Origin of the sequence: Bacillus sp. N5-665 (assembly GCF_022637375.2) — a bacterium.
GTDB classification, from domain to species: domain Bacteria; phylum Bacillota; class Bacilli; order Bacillales; family Bacillaceae_G; genus Bacillus_A; species Bacillus_A wiedmannii.
Genome location: NZ_CP093324.1, coordinates 151,422 through 176,308 on the forward strand (window position 1 = coordinate 151,422; position 24,887 = coordinate 176,308).

Consider the following 24,887-nt stretch of genomic DNA (forward strand, 5'->3'; position numbering starts at 1 on the left):
GTTGAATATTAACAGGTGTAATTTGAGGTTGCTTTATTTTGAAAGAAATCTTTTGAAATGGTCATAATAGAAATAATAATTAGAAACAAATTTAATAAAAAATAATGAAAGACTTAAGAAGGTGAATATATTGCGTAAACATTCACATGTGCAATTTTATGTATTGATATTGGCTCTAATAGCTTATTTAAGCTTTTGCTTTATATTTTTATTTGTTTTTCCGAATCAGTATTTTGTATCAGATTTTAATATACGACTCTCATCTTTAGTTGTTGAAACTATTGTACTTATTTCATTACTCTATTCTATAGTATCCAGAAAAGTTAAGTTAGGAGTGTTTTGGGCTTGTATTACTATTGCAATAGGGTGTTTCTTGATAGGGAATTTTATATCTGCTTTTCAAGTACTTAATATAGAATTACCAATACAAAATTTTAATATCTCTGATGTATTTTTGTTGTTTTTCTTATTCTTCTTTCTCTTTGCGTTCTTTTATAAAATCATGATGGAATGTAACAAATGGGAGAAAGCGTATTTGATTTGTGATTTATGTATTGTTGTTACTGCTATTTTTACCTTAGAGTGGTACCTATTTAATAAACCTTCTGCAAATATTTTATTCTTATCAATTGGAGATGTTTTTCTTTCATTTATTTTCCCGATTATAGATCTATTGCTTCTTTTACTAGGAGTTAGCCTTATCTTTCGACCAGCAATTTTTAATGCGAAAAGTAAATTATTTATTTTCATCTTAGTATTAACTGGATTGTCTATTACGGACTATTTATATTTCTATTTACAAGATGATTTATCACATCGTTCACTCATATTATTAAGGTGTTTGTATAGAGTTTTTCTATTATTTATTGCCATTGCCGCTACTATCCCAAGGAGTGCATCTTCTAGAAGAAATTATTTTATTATTAATCCGACATTTGGAAAGAAACTTCTTGTCATATTTCCTTATCTTGCAGTTGCAATCTTAATTGGTTTTACTTTGAAAGAGCAAACTTCTTCATCTACACTGATTACGGGCAATTGTATTGCCTTTGTATTTGTACTGATTCGTCATACAATTGTACGAATGCAAAACAAAGATTTAACCGAAACATTAAAAGTGTTCAATAATCAATTAGAGCAAAAAGTATCTCAAAGAACAGCAGACTTAATAAAAAAGTCTAATGATTTGGTGAAAAATCAAGAGAGGTTTAAGTCCTTATATGAGTATCATCCAGATCCTATATTAACAATTGATTCAAATGGTACCGTATTAAATATAAACCAGTCTGGAAGTATGTTATTAGGGAAATACAGTGCTGCATTGATAGGAAAAGAGTGCTTTTCAATTTTTTTAGATGAAGATAGATCTGAATTGGAAGCAGCTCTACAGGAAGGAAAACGATGCAGTTCGACTTCTTTACAATTACGGGTGAAAAACAATAATGAGAAGGACATTCATTTTTGGTGCGTGACCATTGTTCCTATTATGATAGAAGGACAAACTTTTGGGAGTTATGTAATGGTAAAAGACATTACGAGAATGAAGCAACAACAAGATGAGATAAACTATCTAGCATTTCATGATACGGTGACGGAGATTGGAAATCGAATATTCTTCCAACAAGAATTAGAAAAATCCATTGAGCGTGCACAAAAAACGCAGGGTGAATTTGGACTCTTGTATATAGATTTAAATCGTTTTAAGACCATTAATGATACAATGGGACATTCAATCGGTGACAGTGTTTTAAAAGAAGTTGCTAAGCGTTTTAGGACATGTCTGTCACCGTCTATTCCTCTAGCGAGAATAGGGGGAGATGAGTTTGCAGTCATAGTCCATAACCACACAGAGCAACAGCTACTGGATTTATGTGAAACTCTGTTTCGTATAACTGAAGAACCATTTGTAGTAAATCAGCATAGTTTTTACTTATCTCTTAGTATAGGAATAGCAGTGTATCCGTTTGGAGGAATAAACACTACTACACTTTTACAACATGCTGATATCGCCATGTATAGCGCAAAGGAAAAAGGTAACAATGCTGTTTGTATATACGACGAGACATTATCTCAAAAAATAACAAGACGATTACAATTAGAGCAAGATTTACCGAATGCAATTGAAAATAATGAGTTGTTTTTATTGTACCAACCACAAGTGGATAGTAAGGCAGGAAAGGTTATTGGTGCAGAGGCATTAATACGTTGGCAACATCCAGAGCTGGGGCTAATTTCACCTTTTGAGTTTATACCTATCGCTGAAGAAACATCACAGATTATTTCAATTGGAAAATGGACGCTACAGCAAGCGTGTTCACAACTGAAAGAATGGCATTCTGCAGGTTATACAAATCTAAAAATGGGGATAAATTTATCAGCTATAGAGTTTGAACAGAAAGATTTTGTTCAAACGATTATATCTACCATTGAAGAAATAGGGGTACCAGCTAATTTAATTGATTTGGAATTAACAGAGCGAATTGCCATGGTAGATGAAAAAGAAACCTTATCGAAGTTAAAAGCATTAAAATCATATGGTGTACATTTATCAATTGATGATTTTGGTACAGGATATTCTTCATTAGCGTATCTACCTTTGTATCCAATTGATACTTTGAAAATTCCAAGAGAATTTGTGAATAGGATTGGAACTTCAAATGATGGAGATGAAATTATACAAACTATTATTTCGTTAGCCCATACTTTAAATATGAAAGTAATAGCAGAAGGGGTAGAAACGGAGGAGCAATTAACAGTGTTACAACAAAGTGCATGTTATCTAATTCAAGGGTATTACTACAGTAAGCCTGTAAATGAAGATGAATTTATTAATTTTTTAAATACGAAACAAAATAAATAAGTCCAAAAAATATATGAATTAAAGTGAGAAGACGTTCTACTCATATGGAGTAGAACGTTTTTCTTTAGTTTATTTTCAAAAGATATGCAGCTGGGTTTTGGTTTTTGAGAGTAAATTAAGTATCTATCTTCCCCGTATTATATCTTATTGGTGAGTATTGAAAGAACTACCCTTATAGATTTTATAATATTTGACGTAATCACTAGATTATAGTTTGTACATTAATCTGCATAAATACCGTAAATATTAGGAGAATCTAAACAGAGTGGGAAAATTATTTTAACTGAAAAATGATGAGGGGATCAACATGTCTACTGCTAATAGTGTTGCATAGAGATTTATTCTTTAGACTTTTTGCAGCAGGAAGAAATAATTACCCACATAAAAATTACAGATAAGGAGGCTTTTTAATAATGGGTTTAAATGAAGGTTTTGATACTATTTTTTTAGGAGAAGAGTTCCCAATTTCATTTCCGCGTTTACGTGAGGATATAAGTCAAGTTGCATTAGAAGGAGGTAAAATTTATCCATTTACACATTTTTCAATTGTTATGAATAAAGAAAGGAAATTTGCTATTTATGGAGCAAATAATACCGATGTAGAAAGAAATATGAATCTTGATAGATGCGATAACTGGCATCTGGATGAGCGGATTAAAAATGAAAATCAAGTAGGAAACTGGCTATATGCAGGAGGACAAGCAGACCTATGGGATAGAGGTCACCTTGTTAGAAGAGACGATGTAGACTGGGGGAATCCAGATGAGGCAAAAAAAGCAAATTGTGATTCATTTTGCTTTGCGAATATTGCTCCTCAACATAAGGAATTCCATCATACAAAATGGGGTGATATTGAAAATTGGATTATTAGTAGAAGCAAGAGTAGAGACAAGAAATTTTCAATTTTTACAGGACCTATCTTTACAGAAAATGATAGAGAGTACTGTGGATACCAAAAACCTTTAGGTTGTGGAATTAAGATACCAGCTGGCTTTTGGAAAGTGGCTTTTTATATTGGTAGTGATGATAATCTTCATTCAGTAGCATTCAAAATAATACAGGATGATTACTGGCTACATAACCTGCATGAGGAAAGTCGTTCTTCTACAAAATATCACTTGTTAGAAAGAATGGATGTACTAACAACATACCAAGTTCCTTTAACAACTATAACTGAAGTTACAGGAATAATATTTGATGAACATCTTTATGGGACGAATCCGCTGCGTTATCATGCTAACATTAATACTGAAAGAGCCAACATCGTTACTCCTGAAGCACACATTATCCGAAATCAAGAGGATTTAATATTAAAGTAGATCGAAAAAATACCAAACATTAATTTTTCTAATCTATAGTTGGTATTTATTTCGTTAATCACTTTTGTAAAATAAGTTAAAAGACTTTAGAGGAATATAAAAACGTAGAAATAATTTATTTCTACGTTTTTATTTGTTCGTAAATTATTAATTTTCCTTTTGTTCATAGATTTCGCGTCGATTTTTGATTTTTTGTAATACACTGTCTAGAACATTCCGCTCAGACAACGTTTGATAAAGGTCATTCTGTACCTCTGCGGCTTCTTTGTTTTCTTCTTGGCTGCTTAGGAATTCACTGTACGTTACCATATATTGATTATACTCTTTATGGGAAAGTGTCTTAGCAGCTATCTGTTTATGCTCAGTTAAAGCAGAAGCAAACTGTTTACGTGCCTCGTCTGGTTGAGCAGGTATTATTTTTATTTTACCTCTTGTATCTGAGTCTTCTGTGAAGTCAAGGAATTGATAATCGAACGCCAATGGTTTAGCAAGAGCGATATGAGCGTGAAGAGCAACCGCATGGTCACGAAGTTTTTCGGTTACCTCACGAAGGATATCATTCCCTTTTTCAAGAAAACGACTACCGTCGAATGCAAGAATACGGCCGACTTCATCAGAGAAAAAATCTTGAGCAAGAAATTCCTGATCGTATCCGGCAGGTGGAAAAACACGAAGTCTTAAGTTATTTGATACGATGTTATTGCCGTTTATTTGCATGGCTACTTGAATGTTATAGAATCCTGGTTCATCAATTAACCAGCCATTTTTTCCAACGGAAGCGAAAATGGTTTCATAAAGTGATTCTCCAGGCATAATTACCTTGGTCTCTAGTTTCCAACAATATTGAGCATGAGGTAGTAATTTACGTCCTTGTTTTCCTTCTTTTTTTACAATCACAGACATTCCGTTTAAATCGGACAAAATATGTTTCTTTATTAACTGAGGTTGATTTGAAGTATTGGTTAATTTGATTTCAAAAACTACAGGTTCTAAGAATTGAAACACAGGTGTGTTACGGTTAACTCTCAATTCAAGATTAAAAGAAGGATGACTAGAAACATTCGTCTGTTCAAAACCATGATCTACAGCCCAGTCAGCATTACCCATTTGTACGAAGCGCTCAGGTGCATGTCGCATAAACAAAAGTTCTTGATCACTAAAACGATACTCAAATTTTTTAAAGAACCGCTGTAAGTTGTCATCTTTGTTACCCTTATCATCGAATGTGTAAGGATAATTCATAAAGCTTAGAGCTTTTGGGTCCGGGATAAGAGGGAGCCCCAATGGTTCCCAAGGGTTACCTAGGTGTTTTTGCCAAGAGTGTAGAAGGTTAAAGGCATGTCCCATTTCATGGCACGCACACCAAAAACGCATGCGTTGTACCCATGCAACAGGGTTCTCATCGCTTGCTGGTGGATCTGCAATAAATGAGTTATTAAAGATTGCTGTCCCTTGACGATGATTCGGACCTAAGCTATCAAACATAATACCACCCAGACTATGTCCCATTTCAGCTTCCGAATTTGCAAAGAATGCCCACATGGACCATTGAGGCTTATTGTCAAAGTGAGACCAATATACTTGCATGGCATCATGTAATTCTTGATCGCTCCATTTCCTGTTTGTCCCTGTATGGTCTCGGGAAACGGTATTATTACCTTCTGATACTTTTACATCAAACCCGGTTCGTTTAAAAACTTCCGCAATTGACAAAGTTTCATCCGGCAAAAACGCTGGCTTGTCTCGATGGGAGTGCGTTTGATAAGTTGTGATTGGAGTTGTACCTTCTTCTGCATCAAATTCAAATTCCACAGAGTGGAAGTAAGGAGATTGAAACCGAAAAGTTCTAGTTCTGTCTGTCTCCCCCCCGATAAGAAATATGACTTCTGCAGTATGCTGCCCAGGAAATGAACCGCGTGTTACCTGTATTTTTACATTTGTGTAAGGAAATGATTGTATTCCTTCTGGGTATTTGTTTTTAATATTACCCTTCCAAGTATTTGGACCATTAGCTGTTAACTGGGCAATCCAATGAATTGGAGAAGACAGATTTGGAGTAATAGTTCCACTTGCTATCATCTGTGGGTAGCGTCCGTCTACGTCGAGGCGAAGCTCCTCACGGATTTGTTGTTCAGTCCATGCATATAAACCACTGATTGGTGGAGCAATAGCGGTATTTGAGGATTCTTCTCCTATACTAGAAGGGTTACCCTTTGCTAATAATTGCTCTGGTTCAATAGAATTGTTATAATCCATCTTCATTACCTCCATAACTATTAATGCCTGTAATTCTTCCTAAGTGCCTAGAGCCATAAACCATGAGAAGAATCAGTTGAAATAAATAAACTATATATATTTCCTTTCCAAACACAATGCTTATTTTATAGGAAATGATATTTTTTATAACAGTAAATTTCTTCCTATCTTGATAAAGAGGCTAGCAATGCTTATTAAGATTAAAACATAACCATATAATTAGGTTGTTGTTATATGTAATGACGATTAATATCTTAATCTTATATTTTAAATAAAAATTTATATATAAATATATTAATTTAAAAAATGAATATAAACATTAAAAAAAGGTGAGTATATATGTTGATATGCGTTATCGATCAATATTGGAGGAATGAATAATGCATGAAAAAAAGATATTTATAATTCGCCATGGTGAAGCGGAAGGTAACGATTACGATTGTCCATTAAAATCAGAGGGAAGAAAAAAAGTAGAAGATATGGTAGTATCCCTTCTACAAAAAGAAGATATGAAAGAGAGTCAAATAATTTCTAGTAGATATCTAAGGGCTATACAAACAGCACATATTTTTTCTCAACATTTGAATTCGGATTTTTGTACGGATTCTAGATTGAATGAGATTAATGTTGGAAATATACAAGGAAATTTCAAGGAGGAAATTAGAAAGCGGTTTGAATGTGTGAATTTAAAATTCGAAGATGAAGGCGGAGAATCGATTCATCAAGTTATGGAGCGAACTCATCAAGTGATGAGGGATATTATGAATGAAAATAATAAAAAAAATTATATTTTAGTAACACATAGAATTACCACAATACTCTTGCTACATTACTTTGATAAGCATTTTGGCTTTGACCAAGCATGGGTACTAACTTCTCCAGATGCTTATTTAATAACAATGAGTGACGGGAATTTCAAAGTGAATCATATTCATCCTTAGATATATTGATTTACGCTCTGAACAGTTTTATAAACTTTTGCTATTTTGAATTTAATAATTAAACTGTAATATAGATAAGATATTCGTTTAATTAAATTAAGTAATTATTAACAAAATCTCCAAGGAGGTATTTAAATGAATTACCCTTTTAAAAATTTAGTTTTTGAAGGAGGCGGAATTAAAGGTATTGGATATGTTGGAGCTTTAGAATATTTAGAAAATGAAAAGAAAATATTATCAAATATTCAAAGGTTTGGGGGTACATCTGCGGGTGCAATTACAGCCTTAATTCTGGGACTAGGATATTCGATTGAGGATTTAACGGAAAAATTAAAGAAGGTACAATTTGAAAAATTTAAAGATGATGATGGAATAATTATAGATACATTTCGGCTACTAGTAGGTGGATATGGTAGATACAAAGGGGATGAGTTTTTAAAATGGATAAAAGAAGATATTATTAAACCAAAGATGGAAGAATGGGCTCAAAAAGGAATTATTAAAGAAGAAATGAAGGATAAAGATTTAACTTTTGAGCAAATAGTCAAAATAACACGAAAAGAACTATATTTCCAGGGCACAAATGTCTCAACTAGACAAGTTGTAACTTTTTCACATGAAACAACACCTGATATGTCTGTTGCAGAAGCGGTTAGAATTTCTATATCTATTCCATTTTTTTTCGAACCCATTGTTTGGAAAGGGGAATATTTTGTAGATGGAAGGGTATTAAATAATTACCCTGTTAGATTATTTGACCAAAAAAAGTATGTATTAGATGAAAAACATTATCAAGTCACTTCTTATTATGAAAGAGCAGCAGAATTTTTAGAGAAAATACCTGCAGAAAGAGTTAGTGCTAATTTGGAAGATGTGCAAGTTTATAATAAAGAGACTTTAGGATTTCGTTTAGATTCAAAAGCAGAAATAGATGTCATGAGAAATATTGCTGCACCAGTCTCTCACGAAATAGACAACTTTTTTGATTTTACTTGGAATTTAATGGGGACTATTGTGAAAGGGCAAGATAGTATGCATTTACATAAAGATGATACTGTACGAACTATTTATATTAACACAGTAGGGGTAACGGCGATAGATTTTAATATTTCAGAAGAGAAGCAACTGGAATTAATAGCATCTGGTAAACAGGCAGCGGAAGAATTCTTCAAAATATATGATGATCCAAACAATCAAAGTATAAATAAAATCATCCCGAGTGTTTGAAAATCAACCTAATTTACTGTTGTAGCCTATGTTCAGCTTCAACAATTGCTTTTAAAGCATCGACTAAATCTAATTCTGTGGCAAGATTAAGACCTTACTGAGCAGGATTATTTTGTTATATCACCTGCAGTCTTTTTATGTATTTCGTATTTGAAAATGACTGAGTCGAATATCCTTCAGTTTTACTAATTGTTGAGTAAAAAAAATTTTTAATTACAAATGAAAATGTTGAAATATATCAGTCATGTTATTCAGTCAAATGGCAATTTCCTTAAATGATAGAAAGGATTATTTTTAAGTAAATTGAAGTTAATTCAGAAGCAGCTATTAAGTTAGCATCTGGACGTACTACTCAACATTAAGGAGGAATTTGATTATGAGCAACACACAGACATTCCGAGGACTAACGACAGTCAGTTTTTGGACAAATGATCTAACAGCGGCAAAGAAGTGGTATGCCGAACTATTGGGCTTAGAACCATACTTCGAACGTCCTGGATATGCCGAGTTTCGCCTTGGCGACTACCAGCACGAACTGGGCCTGATTGATAGCCGCTACGCACCTAATGGTTCAGCGACCGGTCCAGCAGGTGCTGTAGTGTATTGGCATGTCGATGATGTAACAGCCACATTCAAAAAGCTGTTGTCTATGGGAGCAAAAGAGTACGAGGCACCAACAGGGAGAGGTGAGGGTTTCATTACTGCTTCCGTAATCGATCCCTTTGGTAACATCTTAGGTATTATGTACAATCAGCACTATTTAGAGGTTCTGAGTTCGGCCCGAAAAGCGTGACCTTCGCCGTCGACATACACAGTTCACCGAAGAATGGTATGTAGTGCTGTGAAGTGTAGCGATTATCTGTGCAGTGAAGTATATTATATTGATAATTAAACGACTCTATTTTAACCCCTTTAAAATAAGAACGGGGTTATATGTATTTTAGGATTTAAAATTAAATAACTTTATTGTCATTTTAATTTAATTCACATACACTAGCGATTTTTGTAAATATCCACCAATACCAATGGCTGTCCTAAAGGACTATTTCAAGTTATGGAGATAAGTATGAATAGAAAACCAAGTTTAACAAAACAAATTTTTGAAAACTTTTAGATAAAATTGAAAGTATATTATTAACCTTTAACGCAATACCCTAATACTTTTTGACAATCGTCCTTCACAAGCTTAAGGAAAAGGATTCTTTTAGGTAATGTGTTAACTTTAATTAAAACTTCTTGAAATATATAACGTTATTATATAATATATAGTTGTATTGCTAGTTTAATTGATTCCGTTTATTCCCACACCTTCTTGTGTTGTGGTTGAGTTGTAGAAGCAAGTTACGTCTTGTTTCAATTGTGAAAGGGCTTCTTTGAGCCGATTAGTGTATATATAGCTTATTTTGCTATGCACATTATTAATCGACTTGAAGAAGCCTTTTTGTACTGTTTTCAAGTTCGCAGGCTGGGTTATGAATCTTAACAAATTACAAGAAAGAAGAGATATGAAAATGAAAAAAGATAGCATTTGGATGGTATTAGATGATTCAAAAGAGCAGGAAACAAGACAGTAATCCAAAGAGCTGGATGATATATTTGCTGGTAGGGATGCGCTATCTAAAATTACAGGTGAAGAACTACTATTTTAATAAAATCTAGGTAGTTTACAGAGGGGAAAAGGAAGAACTGAGTGATGTATATACTTGGATCTTCTTTTTTTATTGCAAAAAAGAACGGGGGGGCAATTATTATGGGTGTAGGAAATGTTTTAGTGGTGAGATATTATCCACCCACACTAACAGTAGGGAAACACTGAATGTGGATAAGCGTCTGCTTATACATAAATAAGATTTTGCATTCTAGGGTAAATGGATTGTAGAAGTAGATACTGCTCAAAAGAAATGGAACGAAAAAGCAAAGTAATCGATGGGAAATTTGAACTCGATTTATTTGCATAATCGAGAGGGGAAAACCATGTTTACAAACATTTTTATCGGTTTATTTTGTTATGTATTTTTTGTAGTTCGTAATTCAAGAAAAAAATTTCTAATAGAAGAAGCGAAGAGGAAAGAAAGAGAAAATACACCGGTAGAACGTCCCGTTTATTGGTGCCCGAGAGAAAATAGACCTATTGGTAGGGAACAAGAGCGTTTTACTGTCCTAACAAAAGAAATCACCTTAGAAAAAGATGTAGCAGGTATATATGATTTAGTTGCTATTACTGTTCAAAAGAATTTGGATGAAGAATTCAGTAACAAATTAGAACAGGAAATTGATGCTGAAGTAGGGGAGCATGTTAAGAGTTTTCACTATACTCCTGCTTCTGAAACAGTATATGATACCTCATTTCCGAGTGATGAGGACATACCATTTTCAAGCAATATGGATACACTAGAGGGATTATTAGGATATGAAGATACATTTCATGAACTAGAACAGCTGAAAATCCTACAAGAAACAGCACATGGTACTTCTGTTCAAAATTTAGTATTAGAAGAGAAAGAATTTCAGGTTGTGGTATAGACGGCTAAAATAGTAGAACGAAAGCAAGAACTCACCTGCATAATAAACATATCTAATAACAAGCGCTATTGGATTCATACAGGGGGAGAAATATTACCAGAAAATCAACTGCTGTATTTAGAATTGAAAATTGATTCCTCTTATTCCTATACATTAGTTAGATGGAGTGGTAGATAGCTAGGAAATATATAAATGTATCTCCTAGTTATTTTTTCTTAGTTAGCATGAAAAACAGTATTTTCTCACTCATTTGTACAAGGATGAAATTTTTTTGTTTTTGTACAAATGAGTGGGATAGAACGATTCACCATATGAGAATATTCAACTATAATGAAAAATTGTATGTCATTGTAATATTAAAATATTTTGAGATTCAGGTGATTATCAGTCTTAGAACAGGAGAATTGAGAACTCTTCGTAATTTTACAATGCTTTAAATAGATAGTACCAAATCATGAGTATTGTATGAAAAAAATTTTATTAAAGTAAATAGGAGTGATAATATATGGCAATCGATCATATAAGCAACAACGTAGTAGAAAAATTAGAACAAGCGGTGCGCTATGAAAAGAAACAAGTTCAGTTATTACGTGTAAGTAAAAGTAGTTCTAATATACACGCGTATATGATTTTTCCGGAATTCTCAGAGGTTAAAATTTCAAATACCGAACTGGATGAATATATAGAAAATCTAACAATAAGCTTGAAATACGTCATTGATCGCAAGTTGAGTCAACAAGAAATAGAAAAACAAAATCATTCGTTCATTATGACATGTGCAGTTGAGGAGGATGGATTAATAGATGATGAAACTATTCATTTTAATACGACTTATGTCAAACCACCAACAATTGCAAATAAAGTATTTAAGTTAGTGTGTGGATTAGGTAATCGTTTAGATAGTTTAAAAGAGTTACATCTTACAGTATTAAATAATAATATTAATCGAATTGAAATTGGATTTTACAATGAAAATGAAACACATATGGCAGTAGAGAAGGAAGAAATCGCGAATGCAATTATGGGGGCATATACAAAAGCAAATATCTATTATGCAGCAGATCTCTATTATGTTGCAGAAGGAAATCAAATCAAATTAAAGAGCGTTAAACCAAAATTAGCAGGTGATGTGTGATGAAACAAGAAAAAAGGATGATAGAAGTCTTATGTACGCTTGTTTTAATGATGTTACTATTTGTCCCCTTACAAGCAGTTCAGGCCTCTGTAAAAGTAGATTTTAATGAATTGAAGGGGAACGATGTTTCGTCATCCTTTAAAGAGGGATTAAACAATCGAACGAAAACAAAAGAAAAAGATGATTCATTTGGCTCATCAATCATACAAAAGATTGAAGGTCTGTATGCTCCGGCTTTTAAGGTAGGAGTAAATATCTTTTCTATTTCATTCGTATTAGGCATTATTGTCATGGTTATGGCGTTAATTACAAAGAATGGCCAATGGATGAAGTGGGCAACTGGAAGTATGATTTTCTCATTTATTAGTATGATGTCCCTGAGACTAAGTGTGTACTTCTTGTTCAGTTCGGATGTATTTTCGTTTATGAACATCTTTACGGATTTTTTAGACCTGTTTAAAGCAACTGCACTTATTTTCCACCGTTCATGCTAATTGCAGGTATTCGTTTAAGGAGAATTCATGAGAGTACGAAACAGCCTGAGTATTACCGGTGGTCCAACCGTGTTATAACGGGATCTTGTTTGCTATGTATGTTAGACGTACTCGCGCCATGGCTATTTGCTAATATATTAAAAACTATATATAGAGATTAAGTGGGTACTGAATCTGCATTCAGTACCTTTTATCTATCTATTTGGTTTCTTCTTTCATATTCTTCAAGTATTTCCAGCGATATAGGAGATAATATGCCACTTAGAAATACAGTTGTATTTTTGTAGGTAAAAAGTTTTGAAAAAACTGAATCTGTTTCTTGTTCTGTTACCGTATTATCTACTATAAGTTTTAACATATCTATTACAATTCTCTTTAGGCTAGTTCGTAAATTAATAGAGGTGTATCATGTCATGCTTATAATTAAATGTAAATATTTATCAATTGAAAATAACCTTTTCTATTTTGAAAGGAATGTTTGTTTTGAAAAGAAATCGAGAGTATTTTGTTTTACGAAATTCCATTTTAATCGGTTGGCTGCTCACAATTATTGTTATGGGCCTATCTGTCTATTTTTCTTCTATTGTGTATTTATTAATCGGTTGTTTCATTCTGTCCCTAAAATACGGATTAATGGGCACAATAAAGAATGTAGAAAAACGTTTACCCACCTGGGCTAACTTTGGTGTCATTGAAAAGCCAGTAAATAGAAGGGTAACTAGACCTTTTCAGTTTCGGGGTGGGCTCCTTGTTTCTTTAGCATTGGGATTCGTAGAGATGGTGATAAAAGGCTTATGTATCTCATATTTTATTTTAGGGTTAGAAACGTATGTATATCGTTTGATGCGCAGAAACGTAAGAGTGTGAAAAGGAGGATTTTATTATGAAAGTATTGATATTCGAACTGATTCTCATTGTAATTCTGATTCCTTTGAACATCGTTTTAAAAAAACATGTACCGAAATGGAAAAGGAAAGCTGGGGGAAAATTTGTGAAACCTATATTGGGCAAATTAAATCCCAATAGTTATTATGTGTTACATGATGTGACGGTTCATACGGAGTATGGTGATACAACGCAAATTGATCATATTGTTATTGCGGAAACAGGTGTATTTGTTATAGAGACAAAGAACTACGAGGGCTGGATTTATGGAAGTGAGAAATCAGCCAGGTGGAAACAGGGTATTTTTAGAAAGAAATCCTCTTTTCAAAACCCATTTCGACAAAACTATAAACATATAAAGGCAATTGAATGGGTGATGGAACAACAGCTGCCGTGTATCTCTATTGCCGCGTTTCATCCAAAATGCAGTCTAAAAAGGGTAAATGTTCATTCTAAAGATAAACATGTCCTATATAATAACGATCTAAAAAAATGTATTGAATCATATATTGAACCGCAACTAACAATCGATGAAGTCCAACATATCTATCAAACTATATTACAAGTAAACATTATGGATAAGGATATTGAGAAGAAACATGTGAAGTATTTACAGAATAGATTCGCTAAACAATAAGAAACGGAGAAAGGAACAATGTTATATATAATAGGATTTTTGGTAATCATCGTAGTAGTTATTCGTCTTAACGTGAAGTATTACCAGTTAAAAGGTAACCCAAAAGATTTTGTGATGAAAAAGAATGATTAAAGATATATTGTAGAATTGAACTACTCACCACTTAGCGTCCTTACGGACTGTTTGAAGTGGGAGATTCCTGCGAACACCGATGTATCCAACAGTTATCTTAGCAGGCGCCGCCCGTAGTCCCTACGGTGAAAACATAAGCATCTTGTACGTTGACTCACCACGTTTCCTACTTTAGCTTGGTTTTCGCAACTTCAGCAAACGTGGGGCGAAAGAACGTTGAAGATTTTACGGTTGCAACGTTTTTCTGCAACCAACCTCATATCTTCAGTTTTCAAAGAGCAATCTGTACAAGTATATAGTAGCAAACATGTTGGCTTATGCCAACCGACATTCATCTCCCACCTAAAATTGGTGTTTTACACCTTCACATTTTTGAGGAAGGAGTCTTTTGTCGGAAAACGATAAATATAAAACAAGGGCAGCTATGTCAGGCTGCCCTTGTTTTATTTGTGATTTTGCATATATTTGTGTGCATATAGTATAGCAAACATTTTTCTTTTCTATCAAATAAAAAGAGCCTGTATGAACAGGCTAAAATTACGTATGGAAAAAAGGTCATGATACTCGACCTCTTTTTCATACAAGGGTTAGAGATTAGTTGCTATTAGACTCATACTCATTTTATGTTTAATAGTCAGGATATTCAATCTAATTATCTGTTTCTCAATATGTTTTATTTGTTTTTATATTATAATATATTTAATTCTTTTTATTTATGTATCTCTTTATATTTTCCTGGGGTGGATGCTTTTAATAAGGATTCCTTTTTTATAGCTTCATACAATATAATATAATTCAAATTTAATTTTAAAGTGTAGAATATTAATAATGAAACATCAAAACTTACGGTATTTTATACAGCGACCGTTGAAATTGCTTGCTTATATAGGAATTGTTGCTTTCCATTGCTGGAGATTAGCACTGAAAATTTATCCACAGCAATAATGATTCCAGGTATTCTAACTCCGTTGAGTAGGATAATATTTACTATCCTTTGTTCCTCAATTAATTTTTTATAAAAATTGTCTTGTGTATACATTAGTAGTTTCCTCCTCTCTTTAAATATTCTAATCTTTTTAAATTCTTCTTATTAATATAAAAGGAATGGAGTAATTATAACATTTCTAGGATGGATTTTTATAAAAAATAAAAGCCCTTACAATGAAGTAAAGACCTTTTCTTATTTATTATAAGATACCTTTTTACATTATTAAATGTAATTGTTTCAGGAACTCGAACATCAAGAAGGTAAATGTGTAATTGTTGTTACGCATTGGCAAGAGTTGAAAAAAATCAGATCGAGCAGTTTATTTAAGTAAAAAGAAGTTAGTAGTAAACGAAATTAAGAACAGTTAAGAAAAAAGCTATTTCTGTTCTTAATTAACATAATTTTCGAAATTTACGGATGTTAATATTTGTTATATGATATATTTGTCAAAGTACTATTCCCTTAGTTTTAATGATGAATCTGTAAGATAGTTTGTTTGTTCCATAAATTCATCTTAAATTAAAGAGAACTTGTAGAAATTCCTACAAGCTCTTTTTAATTTAAGGGTTAAATTTGGATTTGAAGTAAAGAAACAACTTTTTGAAAGGAGAAAAGTAAATGTTTATAAAAGCAGAAAGATTATTAATACGAAATTTTGAGTTCAAAGATTGGCAAGCTGTCCATGAGTATACATCAGATAGCGATGTTATGAAATACATACCCGTAGGGGCTTTTACTGAAGAAGATACAAGAAACTTTGTAAATAAAAATATGGGTGAAAATGCAGAGAACTTTCCTGTGATACTGATAGATGAAAATATTTTGATTGGTCATATTGTTTTTCATAAATATTTTGGTGAGCATACTTATGAGATCGGGTGGGTATTCAATCCTAAATATTTCAATAAAGGATATGCTTCTGAAGCAGCACAAGCTACATTAAAATATGGGTTTAAGGAAATGAAATTACATAGAATTATAGCTACATGTCAGCCACAAAATATCCCGTCATATCGAGTGATGGAGAAAATTGGAATGAGAAGAGAAGGATATTTCAGGAAGTGTATACCCCATGGAAATGAATGGTGGGATGAATATTATTACGCTATTTTAGAAGAAGAGTAGTGTCTCAGACCGCATTATTAAAATCAAAATTATTATTAAAATTGTGCTATTGATTTTTGAGAATAGCTTGGTGTATAAAATCGTTAAAATGTGAGCGATGTGTCTGAAAAGTAAAGTTTATACAATGAGGAAAGTGAAATTGATAAAAAAACTCCCGTATCTGTTTAATGATACGGGAGTTTTTATTTGAATAATCATTGGTTAGATATACAGTATTCCATATGCTGATTGTATTGATAATTAAATTTAATGCACTGGCACGCTGTAATTGTTCTTGTAGTGCTCATTCTCGAAAATCCCCGTATTTTCCAAAAAAATTACGTGTGCTAAGGCATTCGTAACTTCGCATAAATTCAATCTTCGTAGAATCCATCGGCGTAAGGTTTTGAAAAAAATATAGTCTACGTTAAACAGTGTTTTTCAATACGTCCCTTAGTGCTGGTATAAGACTGTTTTGCCGGGAGTAAGAGTCCATTTTGCTCATGACAATGGAATCTGATGCTGTTTCTTTGCGAATAGAGTGTAGCAAATGTTTTGTGTACTTTTTGTTTCTTATTTAATATTTTAAGATTTATATTGAAAATTCAAAGTCCTGGAAGTATCATATACATATTCAAACATTTGAAGATGTATATGATACTTTTGTGTTTTTAATCAAAAATAAGTAGGTGTTTTTATGGGAAATGAAATGCAACAATTTAAAGCTGATTTTTTTAAAGCCTTATCACATCCATTGCGAATAGGTATTCTAGAACTATTGTCAGAGGGTGAAAGAAGTGTAAATGAAATTCAAACTATCCTTAACAAGGAAGGTTCAGCTGTTTCTCAACAATTAAGTGTGCTACGTTCAAAAAACATTGTTGTTGGTACTAAAGATGGAAAACGAGTTTTATATTCTCTACGAGATCCTATGATTGTGGATTTACTGGTAGTTGCACGTAAAATTTTTAACAACCATTTAATCGATACAATTTCAATGTTAGAAGAGCTAGATGAAACAGAAAGTGAAACCATGGTAACGGAGGGATAGGTTGAGCATTGACGTTAAAAAAGAAGATATCATTCAGCATGGGATTGAAGTATTTAGCTCAATAGGAGCCCATCATGTTTGTAATGTTTGTATTAAAAGTGGGCATTCTTGCTGTTTTTCATGCCAGCATCTACAGGATGGAGTTGGATGTCAAAAGAGAAATACAGCTTGTACAGCTTGGTTATGTGGGATTCAAAGCTTTTTATTTGATCAAATAGGGTTACTGAACGAATGGAATCGTTTCTGGAATGGAATTCCGGGGCAAATGTTTCGTAGAGATTGCACCCCAGATAATGTGAAAATTAAATCGTTTATTGAAATGAAAAATTTAGATAGTCGAGGTAGTTTACTTTTAGTAGAAAGGTTAAATTCCTATATACAAGAAGGAGGAGATATTGGTAAATTAGAACGTCATTTAAGTAAAACATATAACCAATATTAGGATGATTTTCTTGTGTAAAGAGTTAAAGATTGTCTGTATAAGGGTATGAGAAACGCACTTGTAACTCAATTTTATTAAAAAAATATTCTTTCAAAAGAAGTAAGACTTATTAAAAATAGAAAAGAAGGGTTTGTAATGAGAGGGTTATTTACGGGAAGGTTTGAAGGATACTCATTGGGACATTTTCAAAGGGATCTTCTTTCTGGAATGATTGTCGGAGTTGTAGCGATTCCACTTGCTATGTCCTTTGCTATAGCTTCTGGCGTTAAGCCGGAGTATGGGATTTATACAACATGTATTGCTGGGATACTCATTTCACTATTTGGTGGTTCGAAGTATCAAATTGGAGGGCCTACAGGTGCTTTTGTTCCGATTCTTTTAGGGATTGTAATTACCTATGGGTATGAAAATTTACTGCTTGCTGGTTTATTAGCCGGAATCATCTTATGCCTTATGGGGATTTTTAAACTAGGATCTTTGATTAAGTTTATCCCACGTCCTGTAACAATTGGCTTTACGTCAGGAATTGCTGTTATTATCTTTACGGGACAAATTGCTAGTTTCTTAGGTCTAACAGGTATAAAAAAGCATGAGGAATTTTCAGCGAATCTGAAGGAAATCTTTACGCATATCAATACTACCAATTTTTATTGTGTTATAACAGCTTTGATTTGCTTTTTTGTTATACTCATCACACCAAAGATTTTGCCAAAAGTACCAGGTTCATTAGTGGGTGTTGTTATTTCAACTGTAATTGCAACTGTATTTTTCTCAGGTCAGGTACCTACTATTGGTACAGCATATGGTACGATTCCAAATACACTTCCTCAGTTTGATATACCAGAAATCACATTAGAACGTATAAAACAGTTAATTGGTCCTGCATTTGTTATTGCGATGCTCGGTGGAATTGAATCTCTTTTATCCGCTGTCGTGGCAGATGGGATGACTAATAGTAAACATAACAGCAACAAAGAGCTTATCGGTCAGGGAGTTGCTAATATTGTAACCCCGTTATTTGGTGGAATTCCTGCAACTGGAGCAATTGCCCGTACAGCAACTAATATTAAGAGTGGGGCTGTATCTCCGCTGTCGGGTGTTATTCATGGGGGATTTGTGTTATTTACACTTTTACTGTTAGCTCCATATGCTTCACATATTCCTCTTGCTAGTATGGCTCCCATTTTAATGGTGGTAGCTTGGAATATGAGCGAACAAAAACATTTTTATCACATACTTAAAATGAAGACAGGAGACTCTCTTGTATTACTGATAACATTTTTACTTACTGTATTTACTAGTTTAACGACAGCTGTGGAAATTGGTCTTATTTTAGCTATTATTTTGTTTACAAAACGTATGAGTAATATGCTTGTCATAACAAAAGTGCTTCCTGATCATACAAAAAGGAATGAAAAATTGTTACCACATGTGGTAAATAAAGCTCATGACTGCCCACAAATTAGTATTTACACAATAGAAGGGCCATTATTCTTTGGGGCTGCTCAAACATTTGAACATAATATTTTAACGACTATTAATTATAAACCAGAAGTTCTAATTTTGCGTATGGGAAAAGTTCCTTTTATTGATACCACAGGAGAGTCTTACTTTAGGAATATCGTTCAGCATTTTAAAAAACAAGGTGGCATACTTCTTATTTCAGGAATTCAGTCAGAACTAAAAGTAACACTAGATAAGAGTGGATTGTATGCTGAGATTGGGAAAGAAAACTTTTTTGATCATACTGGGGAAGCTATTAATTGTGCTTTAGGACATTTGAATACAAAAAAATGTATAGGATGTAAGCATTTCGCATTTCATGAGTGTACCGGGCTTTCTCAGCAATCCCAGGAAGTGAATACAATAAAGAATAAGACAAATGCATTAGATTTTTAAAAAATTCACTTCACATACAAAGTTTGTTTGGTTCACTCTTCTAATCCTTTTATAAAAATAGAGAAGGAGAAAGTTTACTTTGGCGAATGCGGAGAATATTTTTACAGGGTGTGAACAAGAAGGTTTTTCATACATCCAATAAGTGATTATCGAACAGCAAGAAGAGAATATTTTCCTTACGTTTAAACGCAAAATGGATTATATAAACGGTATCGATCATATATATATTCCTTTTCCACAAGAAACAAATACCGGATTTGTAATCATATAAGTTCCGGGGAACAACTATCTGTTATGTCTTAATAACTATTATACAAAGGCCAGGCATAACTTTGTAATGATGATGGGACAGATTTTTTAAAATAATGTGTTAATAAATAGAAGTCTATGAAGAAGTTTATTATAAATTATAGTTATAGAGGAGAAAAAATAATGTCTGAATTTAAAGATCAAGTGTTAAATGTGTTAGAAGAAGTATGTGAAAATGATATCGTAAAAGAGAACCCAGATGTGCAATTATTTGAAGAAGGAATTCTAGATTCTTTTGCTACAGTATCTTTATTAGTAGAATTTCAAGACCGTTTAAACATCGAAGTGTCTATTTCTGACTTTGACCGTGACGAATGGGCGACACCGAACATGATTATTAAGAAATTGAAAGCTATGGGATGAAAATAGGTGTTTGAGATACAGATAAGAACCACTTTTCAAAATTAAAGTTCATAATTGCTATTCTTATGAAGTTGTAAACAGAAATTTTAAAAAATACTTATTAGAATGATAAAGTGTGGAGGAAATAAAAATATGTCTAATTTACCAAATTGCCCAAAATGTAATTCAGAATACACTTATGAAGATGGAAATCTTTTTGTTTGCCCAGAATGTGCTCATGAGTGGACATTAGAATTAGAAACTGAAAATAATGAAGATACAAAGGTTATTAAAGATGCTAATGGAAATGTCTTAAACGATGGTGATTCTGTAACAGTAATCAAAGATCTTAAAGTAAAAGGAACTTCATCGGTTGTGAAAATCGGTACAAAAGTAAAAAGTATACGTTTAGTAGATGGCGACCATGATATTGACTGTAAAATTGATGGTTTTGGAGCTATGAAATTAAAATCTAAATTTGTTAAAAAGATTTAAATGAAATAGAACTAGTTGGACTTAATTATTTAAAATCAATTAACATATACCATTTTCAAGGTGGAAATTAAATAACATTTATAAGGGAAAGATTTCATTCATGATAAGTATGCTTGAATGAGGTCTTTCTATTTTTTTGAACTCATCTCAACTGTATTTTTAAAAAATGATGCGTGAATATGCTAGAAACATAAGAAGGGAAATTCCTTAACGTGTGAAAATCGACTTTTAAATCTGAACTGTCTCTTAGCATATAATATCCAAGTTTTGGTGGCGAGGCTCTATGTAGCCACATATTGAGATGGCCCTCAGATTCTCCCTCAATAGCGCAGAGTAAGTCTTTTTATTTACTTCTGGCTCGTATATTACAGGATTAATAATAAAAATCCCAGGGTCTTAATATTGAGAAATAAAGAAAAGCGTTCTAATGTAAGTTTCAGTTTAAAGAAAAGTAAGCATCTATAATGTATACATATGGGAAAAACGTAGTTATATATTTATTAAAAAAAAGAGTAAGAAAATATCAAAAGAAAATATGTAAAAAATCAACAACTTAGGTAATAGAATAACTTTCTTTACTGACTAAGTGTCCTGTTTTATTAAAAGGGATAGAGTAATGATATATCTATAGAATATACAAATAACTTAGTGGTAGGTTAAATAAAGAACATCATCATTAAAATACATATTGATTGGTACTGTTATTCATTCTAATTATCTGTAATAACCTGATAGCCGCTGGCCCAAAAAAGTTCGCAATCTATTATTAGTAATTCATGAAGATAAGATAATGAAAAAATATTTTTTAATTTTAATATTTAAAACTTATGCATACGTGTTACAATGAAGTCCTCCAATTTATTTTATTCTCCTATTTAGAATTTATGGTTTAGTATCCAATAATAAAAAAGTGGCTGTAGTAAATAAATGAATGAAGTGAAGCGGTTAGAGTGGTTAAAAGGCTGTTAAGTATAATTATCCAAAGAATAAATTCACTTAGTTAAGTTTTAGAAAAACTTATTATGGTAAGGATTTCATCAAATTTGAATCGTTCTAGATTAAACTTTTAATCCAATTAAAGTCAAAAATCATTATTTAAATGAATTCCATGTTTCATCCAGGTAATTTAGAATAATTTGTAGTCTTAACATTGCTTAATATAGAAAATAACATAATCGAAAGGTGGATAGATAAAACTCCGCTTGTAAAAAATAAATTGTTATATGAGAAGATGTATGTAAAAGGATATAACGGTGATTTCATATCGAATGATACCATAAATGAATGTAGAAAAAATAAAGGAGCAAACGATTAAATAAACTATATCAGTTGTAAGAATGAAAGGAAGAAGTAGAAAGTGTTTAATATAAAAGAAAGATTGGAACAAATGAAGCTTAAAACGAAGTTGTCTATGGCATTTATTGCAATATTAATTATACCTAGTCTTATCGTGGGAATAACATCTTATGATGAGTCGAAAACAGATCTTAATGATACAATTCTACAAACTGCGAAAGATAATGTAAGTATTTTAAATAAGATAGTTGATGATGAGTTAGAAAATAAACATGTAGATGTAACTCATTTTGCAAAGATACTTACACAAGGTGATTATAATGCTGACCAATTGCAAAATGTACAAAGTAAATTTGATCAATATATACAGTTACATCCAGAGATAGAAACAATTTATACTACGTCCAGTAATAATCAATTTATTCATGCACCTGTTGGAAAAATACCAGAAGGATTTAATCCGTTAGAAAGTAGTTGGTATAAGGATGCAGTAAAAGCTAATGGAGAGATTATTGTTTCGTCTCCCTATAAATCAAAGGCTACAGGAAATATGGTAATAGCAATTGCAAAGCAAAATGCTGATAAAAGTGGTGTCATTGGTGTGGACTTGAATATTGATGATATCGTAAAAACTTCTAAAATGATAAAAATAGGAAAACAAGGCTTTGTATCTATAGTAAGTCAAGATAAGACTATCGTTGTTCATCCTACACTTAAGCCAGGTGAGAAGTTAGAGAAATCATTAGCAGATGAACTATACAAGAAAGAAGATGGAGTAATTACTTATAGCCTTAATGGTGAGGATCGAAACATAAGCTTTAAAACAAACAAAAAAACAGGTTGGAAAATAGCTGGTGTAATGCCTATTAAAGAAATTGAAGAAGCTACCAATCCTATTTTTTATAAAACGCTCACTATAATAGGGGCTTCATTGTTGTTAGGTGGAATTGTAATTTTCTTCATTCTTAAATCTATTATTAATCCACTAAGGCAATTAGTTATTTCAGCTCAAAGAATTAGCCAGGGAGATTTAACTGAGAAAATAGATATTCGTTCAAAGGATGAACTTGGTCAATTAGGTGGTAGTTTCAATGCAATGGCAGAGTCGTTGCGTAATTTAATTTCTCAAATTAATACATCTGCAGGACATGTGGCTGCTTCATCTGAGGAACTAACCGCTAGCGTAGAGCAAGCCAGTGTTGCGACAGAACAAATTACAAAAGAAATGGAAGAAATATCGAATAGTGCAGAAGTTCAAAATAATGAAGTGGCGTCTGGAGCGAAATTAATTGGTGAGGTAACACGAAACATTCAATGCGTAGCTGATAATGCTTCTGAAGTATCGGCTTCATCCTTATACACAAAACAAAAAGCCAATGAGGGTGAACAATTAGTAGAACAGACTGTAACGCAAATGCAGTCTATCCATCATTCTGTTTCTCAATCCGATAATGTAATTAAATTATTAGATAAGAAATCGCAGCAAATCGGAAGTATATTAGAAGTAATTCAAAATATTGCAGCACAAACAAATTTATTAGCATTGAATGCAGCGATTGAAGCGGCTAGAGCAGGAGAACAGGGGCGTGGCTTTGCAATTGTTGCCGACGAGGTCAGGAAGTTAGCGGAGCAATCATCCGAATCTTCAATGGAAATTGGAAGTTTAATTAATGAAATACAAGCAGATGTACATGAGACTGTAAAAGCTATGAATGAAGTAGGAGTTGAAGTGCAGTCGGGGATTCAGGTTGCGAATGATACAAAACAAAGTTTTTATGAAATCTCAAAATCTGCAAATGATATCGTGTCAAAAGTACATGGTATGGTGGAATTATCAAATAAAATGACAAGTGATGTAATGGAAGTCGATACATCAATTAATCAAATATCTATGGCTGTGAAAGAGAATTCTTCAAGTATGCAATCGATAGCCGGTTCATCTGAGGAGCAACATGCTTCTATGGAAGAGATAAATTCTTCAGCAATACAATTAGCACAGATGGCCGAAGAGCTTCAAGAATTAATTGGTGGATTTAAGATATAAGTTCAGATTCTAGGATAGAATCCTAGATAGTATGTTTAAGGATAGAAGTTTAAAACCTTATAATGTGGTAAATAAATATAATATGTATTTTTTATAGAGTTTGCACATGCAGATCAACTACTTAAAATGTAGTTGATCTTTTTTATTATATATTCATTCTTGAATAACTCTTTCATTCAAGTGTAGTGTTGATACAGTAATATATATTGAGCGAATTATCACATCCAAAAATCTTCAAAGTCTACGCCGAATCCTTTTCTTTTTAAGGCCCTAATTATCTTTTGACCATTCCCTAATGAAGGCTTGTATTGATTCGAACGGGAGATACGACTAATTGTATTTTGGTTTACCCCACTCCATTCCTTTAATTCTGTTTGAGTAATATCATTCTTTCTTAAAAATTTACCAAACTTAGATAACGGTTTTCCTAAGCCAAACACTGCGAACACTCCTATTCGTAGATACTCTATTAATCACATTTTTACCAAAGCCTGATTTTTTTAAACAA

The 24,887-nt window shown here is 32.6% G+C and carries 19 protein-coding genes and 4 pseudogenes; 19 read left to right on the forward strand and 4 right to left on the reverse strand.

The annotated features are described in order from the left end of the window. Nucleotides 1-130: 130 nt before the first annotated feature. Both MNO09_RS00660 and MNO09_RS00665 read left to right on the forward strand, forming a co-directional pair. Nucleotides 131-2,860, forward strand: coding sequence for a sensor domain-containing protein (locus tag MNO09_RS00660; RefSeq protein ID WP_241949977.1), 2,730 nt, complete (start codon nt 131-133; stop codon nt 2,858-2,860). 413 nt (nt 2,861-3,273) lie between these two features. Beyond that, a complete protein-coding gene (locus tag MNO09_RS00665; protein ID WP_088107600.1) occupies nt 3,274-4,179 on the forward strand; it encodes a DNA/RNA non-specific endonuclease in 906 nt (301 codons plus the stop codon). 147 nt (nt 4,180-4,326) lie between these two features. On the opposite strand, the gene MNO09_RS00670 is transcribed toward MNO09_RS00665, so the two are convergent. Further along, nucleotides 4,327-6,435 carry a hypothetical protein gene (locus tag MNO09_RS00670; protein ID WP_088107601.1) on the reverse strand — a complete coding sequence of 703 codons (2,109 nt, stop codon included), beginning with the start codon at nt 6,433-6,435 and terminating at the stop codon, nt 4,327-4,329. 380 nt (nt 6,436-6,815) lie between these two features. Between MNO09_RS00670 and MNO09_RS00675 the strand changes: the two genes are divergently transcribed. The 8 genes and pseudogenes from MNO09_RS00675 to MNO09_RS00710 all read left to right on the forward strand — a co-directional run bounded on the left by MNO09_RS00675 (nt 6,816) and on the right by MNO09_RS00710 (nt 14,277). Next, nucleotides 6,816-7,376, forward strand: a complete 561-nt coding sequence (locus MNO09_RS00675; protein WP_088107602.1) for a histidine phosphatase family protein — start codon at nt 6,816-6,818, stop codon at nt 7,374-7,376. Between the two features lie 135 nt (nt 7,377-7,511). Then, nucleotides 7,512-8,603, forward strand: coding sequence for a patatin-like phospholipase family protein (locus tag MNO09_RS00680; protein ID WP_277884430.1), 1,092 nt, complete (start codon nt 7,512-7,514; stop codon nt 8,601-8,603). 376 nt (nt 8,604-8,979) lie between these two features. Further along, a complete protein-coding gene (locus MNO09_RS00685; protein ID WP_088107604.1) occupies nt 8,980-9,396 on the forward strand; it encodes a VOC family protein in 417 nt (138 codons plus the stop codon). 1,181 nt (nt 9,397-10,577) lie between these two features. Beyond that, nucleotides 10,578-11,303 (forward strand): annotated as a pseudogene (locus MNO09_RS00690) (hypothetical protein). A 328-nt stretch (nt 11,304-11,631) separates the two neighbouring features. Then, nucleotides 11,632-12,261 carry a hypothetical protein gene (locus MNO09_RS00695; protein WP_088107605.1) on the forward strand — a complete coding sequence of 210 codons (630 nt, stop codon included), beginning with the start codon at nt 11,632-11,634 and terminating at the stop codon, nt 12,259-12,261. Beyond that, nucleotides 12,261-12,916: pseudogene (locus MNO09_RS00700) on the forward strand (hypothetical protein). Before MNO09_RS00695 ends, MNO09_RS00700 begins: the two are co-directional and overlap by 1 nt. 322 nt (nt 12,917-13,238) lie before the next feature. Next, entirely contained in the window at nt 13,239-13,622 is a 384-nt protein-coding gene (locus MNO09_RS00705) for a hypothetical protein (RefSeq protein ID WP_088107606.1), read from the forward strand. A 16-nt stretch (nt 13,623-13,638) separates the two neighbouring features. Beyond that, the gene (locus MNO09_RS00710) at nt 13,639-14,277 is read left to right on the forward strand and encodes a nuclease-related domain-containing protein (protein WP_241949978.1); all 639 of its coding nucleotides are present in this window, start codon (nt 13,639-13,641) and stop codon (nt 14,275-14,277) included. 985 nt (nt 14,278-15,262) lie between these two features. Here MNO09_RS00710 and hfq read toward each other — a convergent pair. Beyond that, nucleotides 15,263-15,448 carry an RNA chaperone Hfq gene (gene hfq, locus MNO09_RS00715; protein ID WP_087985476.1) on the reverse strand — a complete coding sequence of 62 codons (186 nt, stop codon included), beginning with the start codon at nt 15,446-15,448 and terminating at the stop codon, nt 15,263-15,265. A gap of 181 nt (nt 15,449-15,629) precedes the next feature. Here hfq and MNO09_RS00720 point away from each other — a divergent pair. Beyond that, a pseudogene (locus tag MNO09_RS00720) lies at nt 15,630-15,765 on the forward strand (ABC transporter ATP-binding protein); the annotation flags it as partial. Between the two features lie 250 nt (nt 15,766-16,015). Then, nucleotides 16,016-16,522: a GNAT family N-acetyltransferase gene (locus MNO09_RS00725; RefSeq protein WP_088107608.1), complete on the forward strand. Its 507-nt coding sequence runs from the start codon at nt 16,016-16,018 to the stop codon at nt 16,520-16,522. Between the two features lie 246 nt (nt 16,523-16,768). Here MNO09_RS00725 and MNO09_RS00730 read toward each other — a convergent pair whose 3' ends face one another. Continuing rightward, nucleotides 16,769-16,936, reverse strand: coding sequence for a Tn3 family transposase (locus MNO09_RS00730; RefSeq protein ID WP_140399272.1), 168 nt, complete (start codon nt 16,934-16,936; stop codon nt 16,769-16,771). A 262-nt stretch (nt 16,937-17,198) separates the two neighbouring features. Here MNO09_RS00730 and MNO09_RS00735 point away from each other — a divergent pair, with 262 nt between their 5' ends. The 7 genes and pseudogenes from MNO09_RS00735 to MNO09_RS00765 all read left to right on the forward strand — a co-directional run bounded on the left by MNO09_RS00735 (nt 17,199) and on the right by MNO09_RS00765 (nt 24,379). Further along, nucleotides 17,199-17,552 (forward strand): ArsR/SmtB family transcription factor, encoded by a 354-nt coding sequence (locus MNO09_RS00735; protein ID WP_016090018.1) that lies wholly within the window; start codon nt 17,199-17,201, stop codon nt 17,550-17,552. 1 nt (nt 17,553) lies between these two features. Further along, nucleotides 17,554-17,994 carry a hypothetical protein gene (locus MNO09_RS00740; protein ID WP_016090019.1) on the forward strand — a complete coding sequence of 147 codons (441 nt, stop codon included), beginning with the start codon at nt 17,554-17,556 and terminating at the stop codon, nt 17,992-17,994. A gap of 135 nt (nt 17,995-18,129) precedes the next feature. Further along, nucleotides 18,130-19,893 carry a SulP family inorganic anion transporter gene (locus tag MNO09_RS00745; protein ID WP_241949980.1) on the forward strand — a complete coding sequence of 588 codons (1,764 nt, stop codon included), beginning with the start codon at nt 18,130-18,132 and terminating at the stop codon, nt 19,891-19,893. Between the two features lie 79 nt (nt 19,894-19,972). Further along, a pseudogene (locus tag MNO09_RS00750) lies at nt 19,973-20,254 on the forward strand (hypothetical protein). 71 nt (nt 20,255-20,325) lie between these two features. Continuing rightward, nucleotides 20,326-20,565 (forward strand): D-alanine--poly(phosphoribitol) ligase subunit DltC, encoded by a 240-nt coding sequence (dltC, locus tag MNO09_RS00755; RefSeq protein WP_046955295.1) that lies wholly within the window; start codon nt 20,326-20,328, stop codon nt 20,563-20,565. Nucleotides 20,566-20,697: 132 nt separating this feature from the next. Beyond that, the gene (locus MNO09_RS00760) at nt 20,698-21,039 is read left to right on the forward strand and encodes a zinc ribbon domain-containing protein YjdM (protein WP_070168997.1); all 342 of its coding nucleotides are present in this window, start codon (nt 20,698-20,700) and stop codon (nt 21,037-21,039) included. A gap of 1,357 nt (nt 21,040-22,396) precedes the next feature. After that, nucleotides 22,397-24,379, forward strand: coding sequence for a methyl-accepting chemotaxis protein (locus MNO09_RS00765; RefSeq protein WP_140399270.1), 1,983 nt, complete (start codon nt 22,397-22,399; stop codon nt 24,377-24,379). 218 nt (nt 24,380-24,597) lie between these two features. Here the strand turns inward: MNO09_RS00765 and MNO09_RS00770 are convergent, their stop codons facing one another. Further along, nucleotides 24,598-24,819, reverse strand: coding sequence for a helix-turn-helix transcriptional regulator (locus MNO09_RS00770; protein ID WP_016090024.1), 222 nt, complete (start codon nt 24,817-24,819; stop codon nt 24,598-24,600). Between the last annotated feature and the right edge of the window lie 68 nt (nt 24,820-24,887).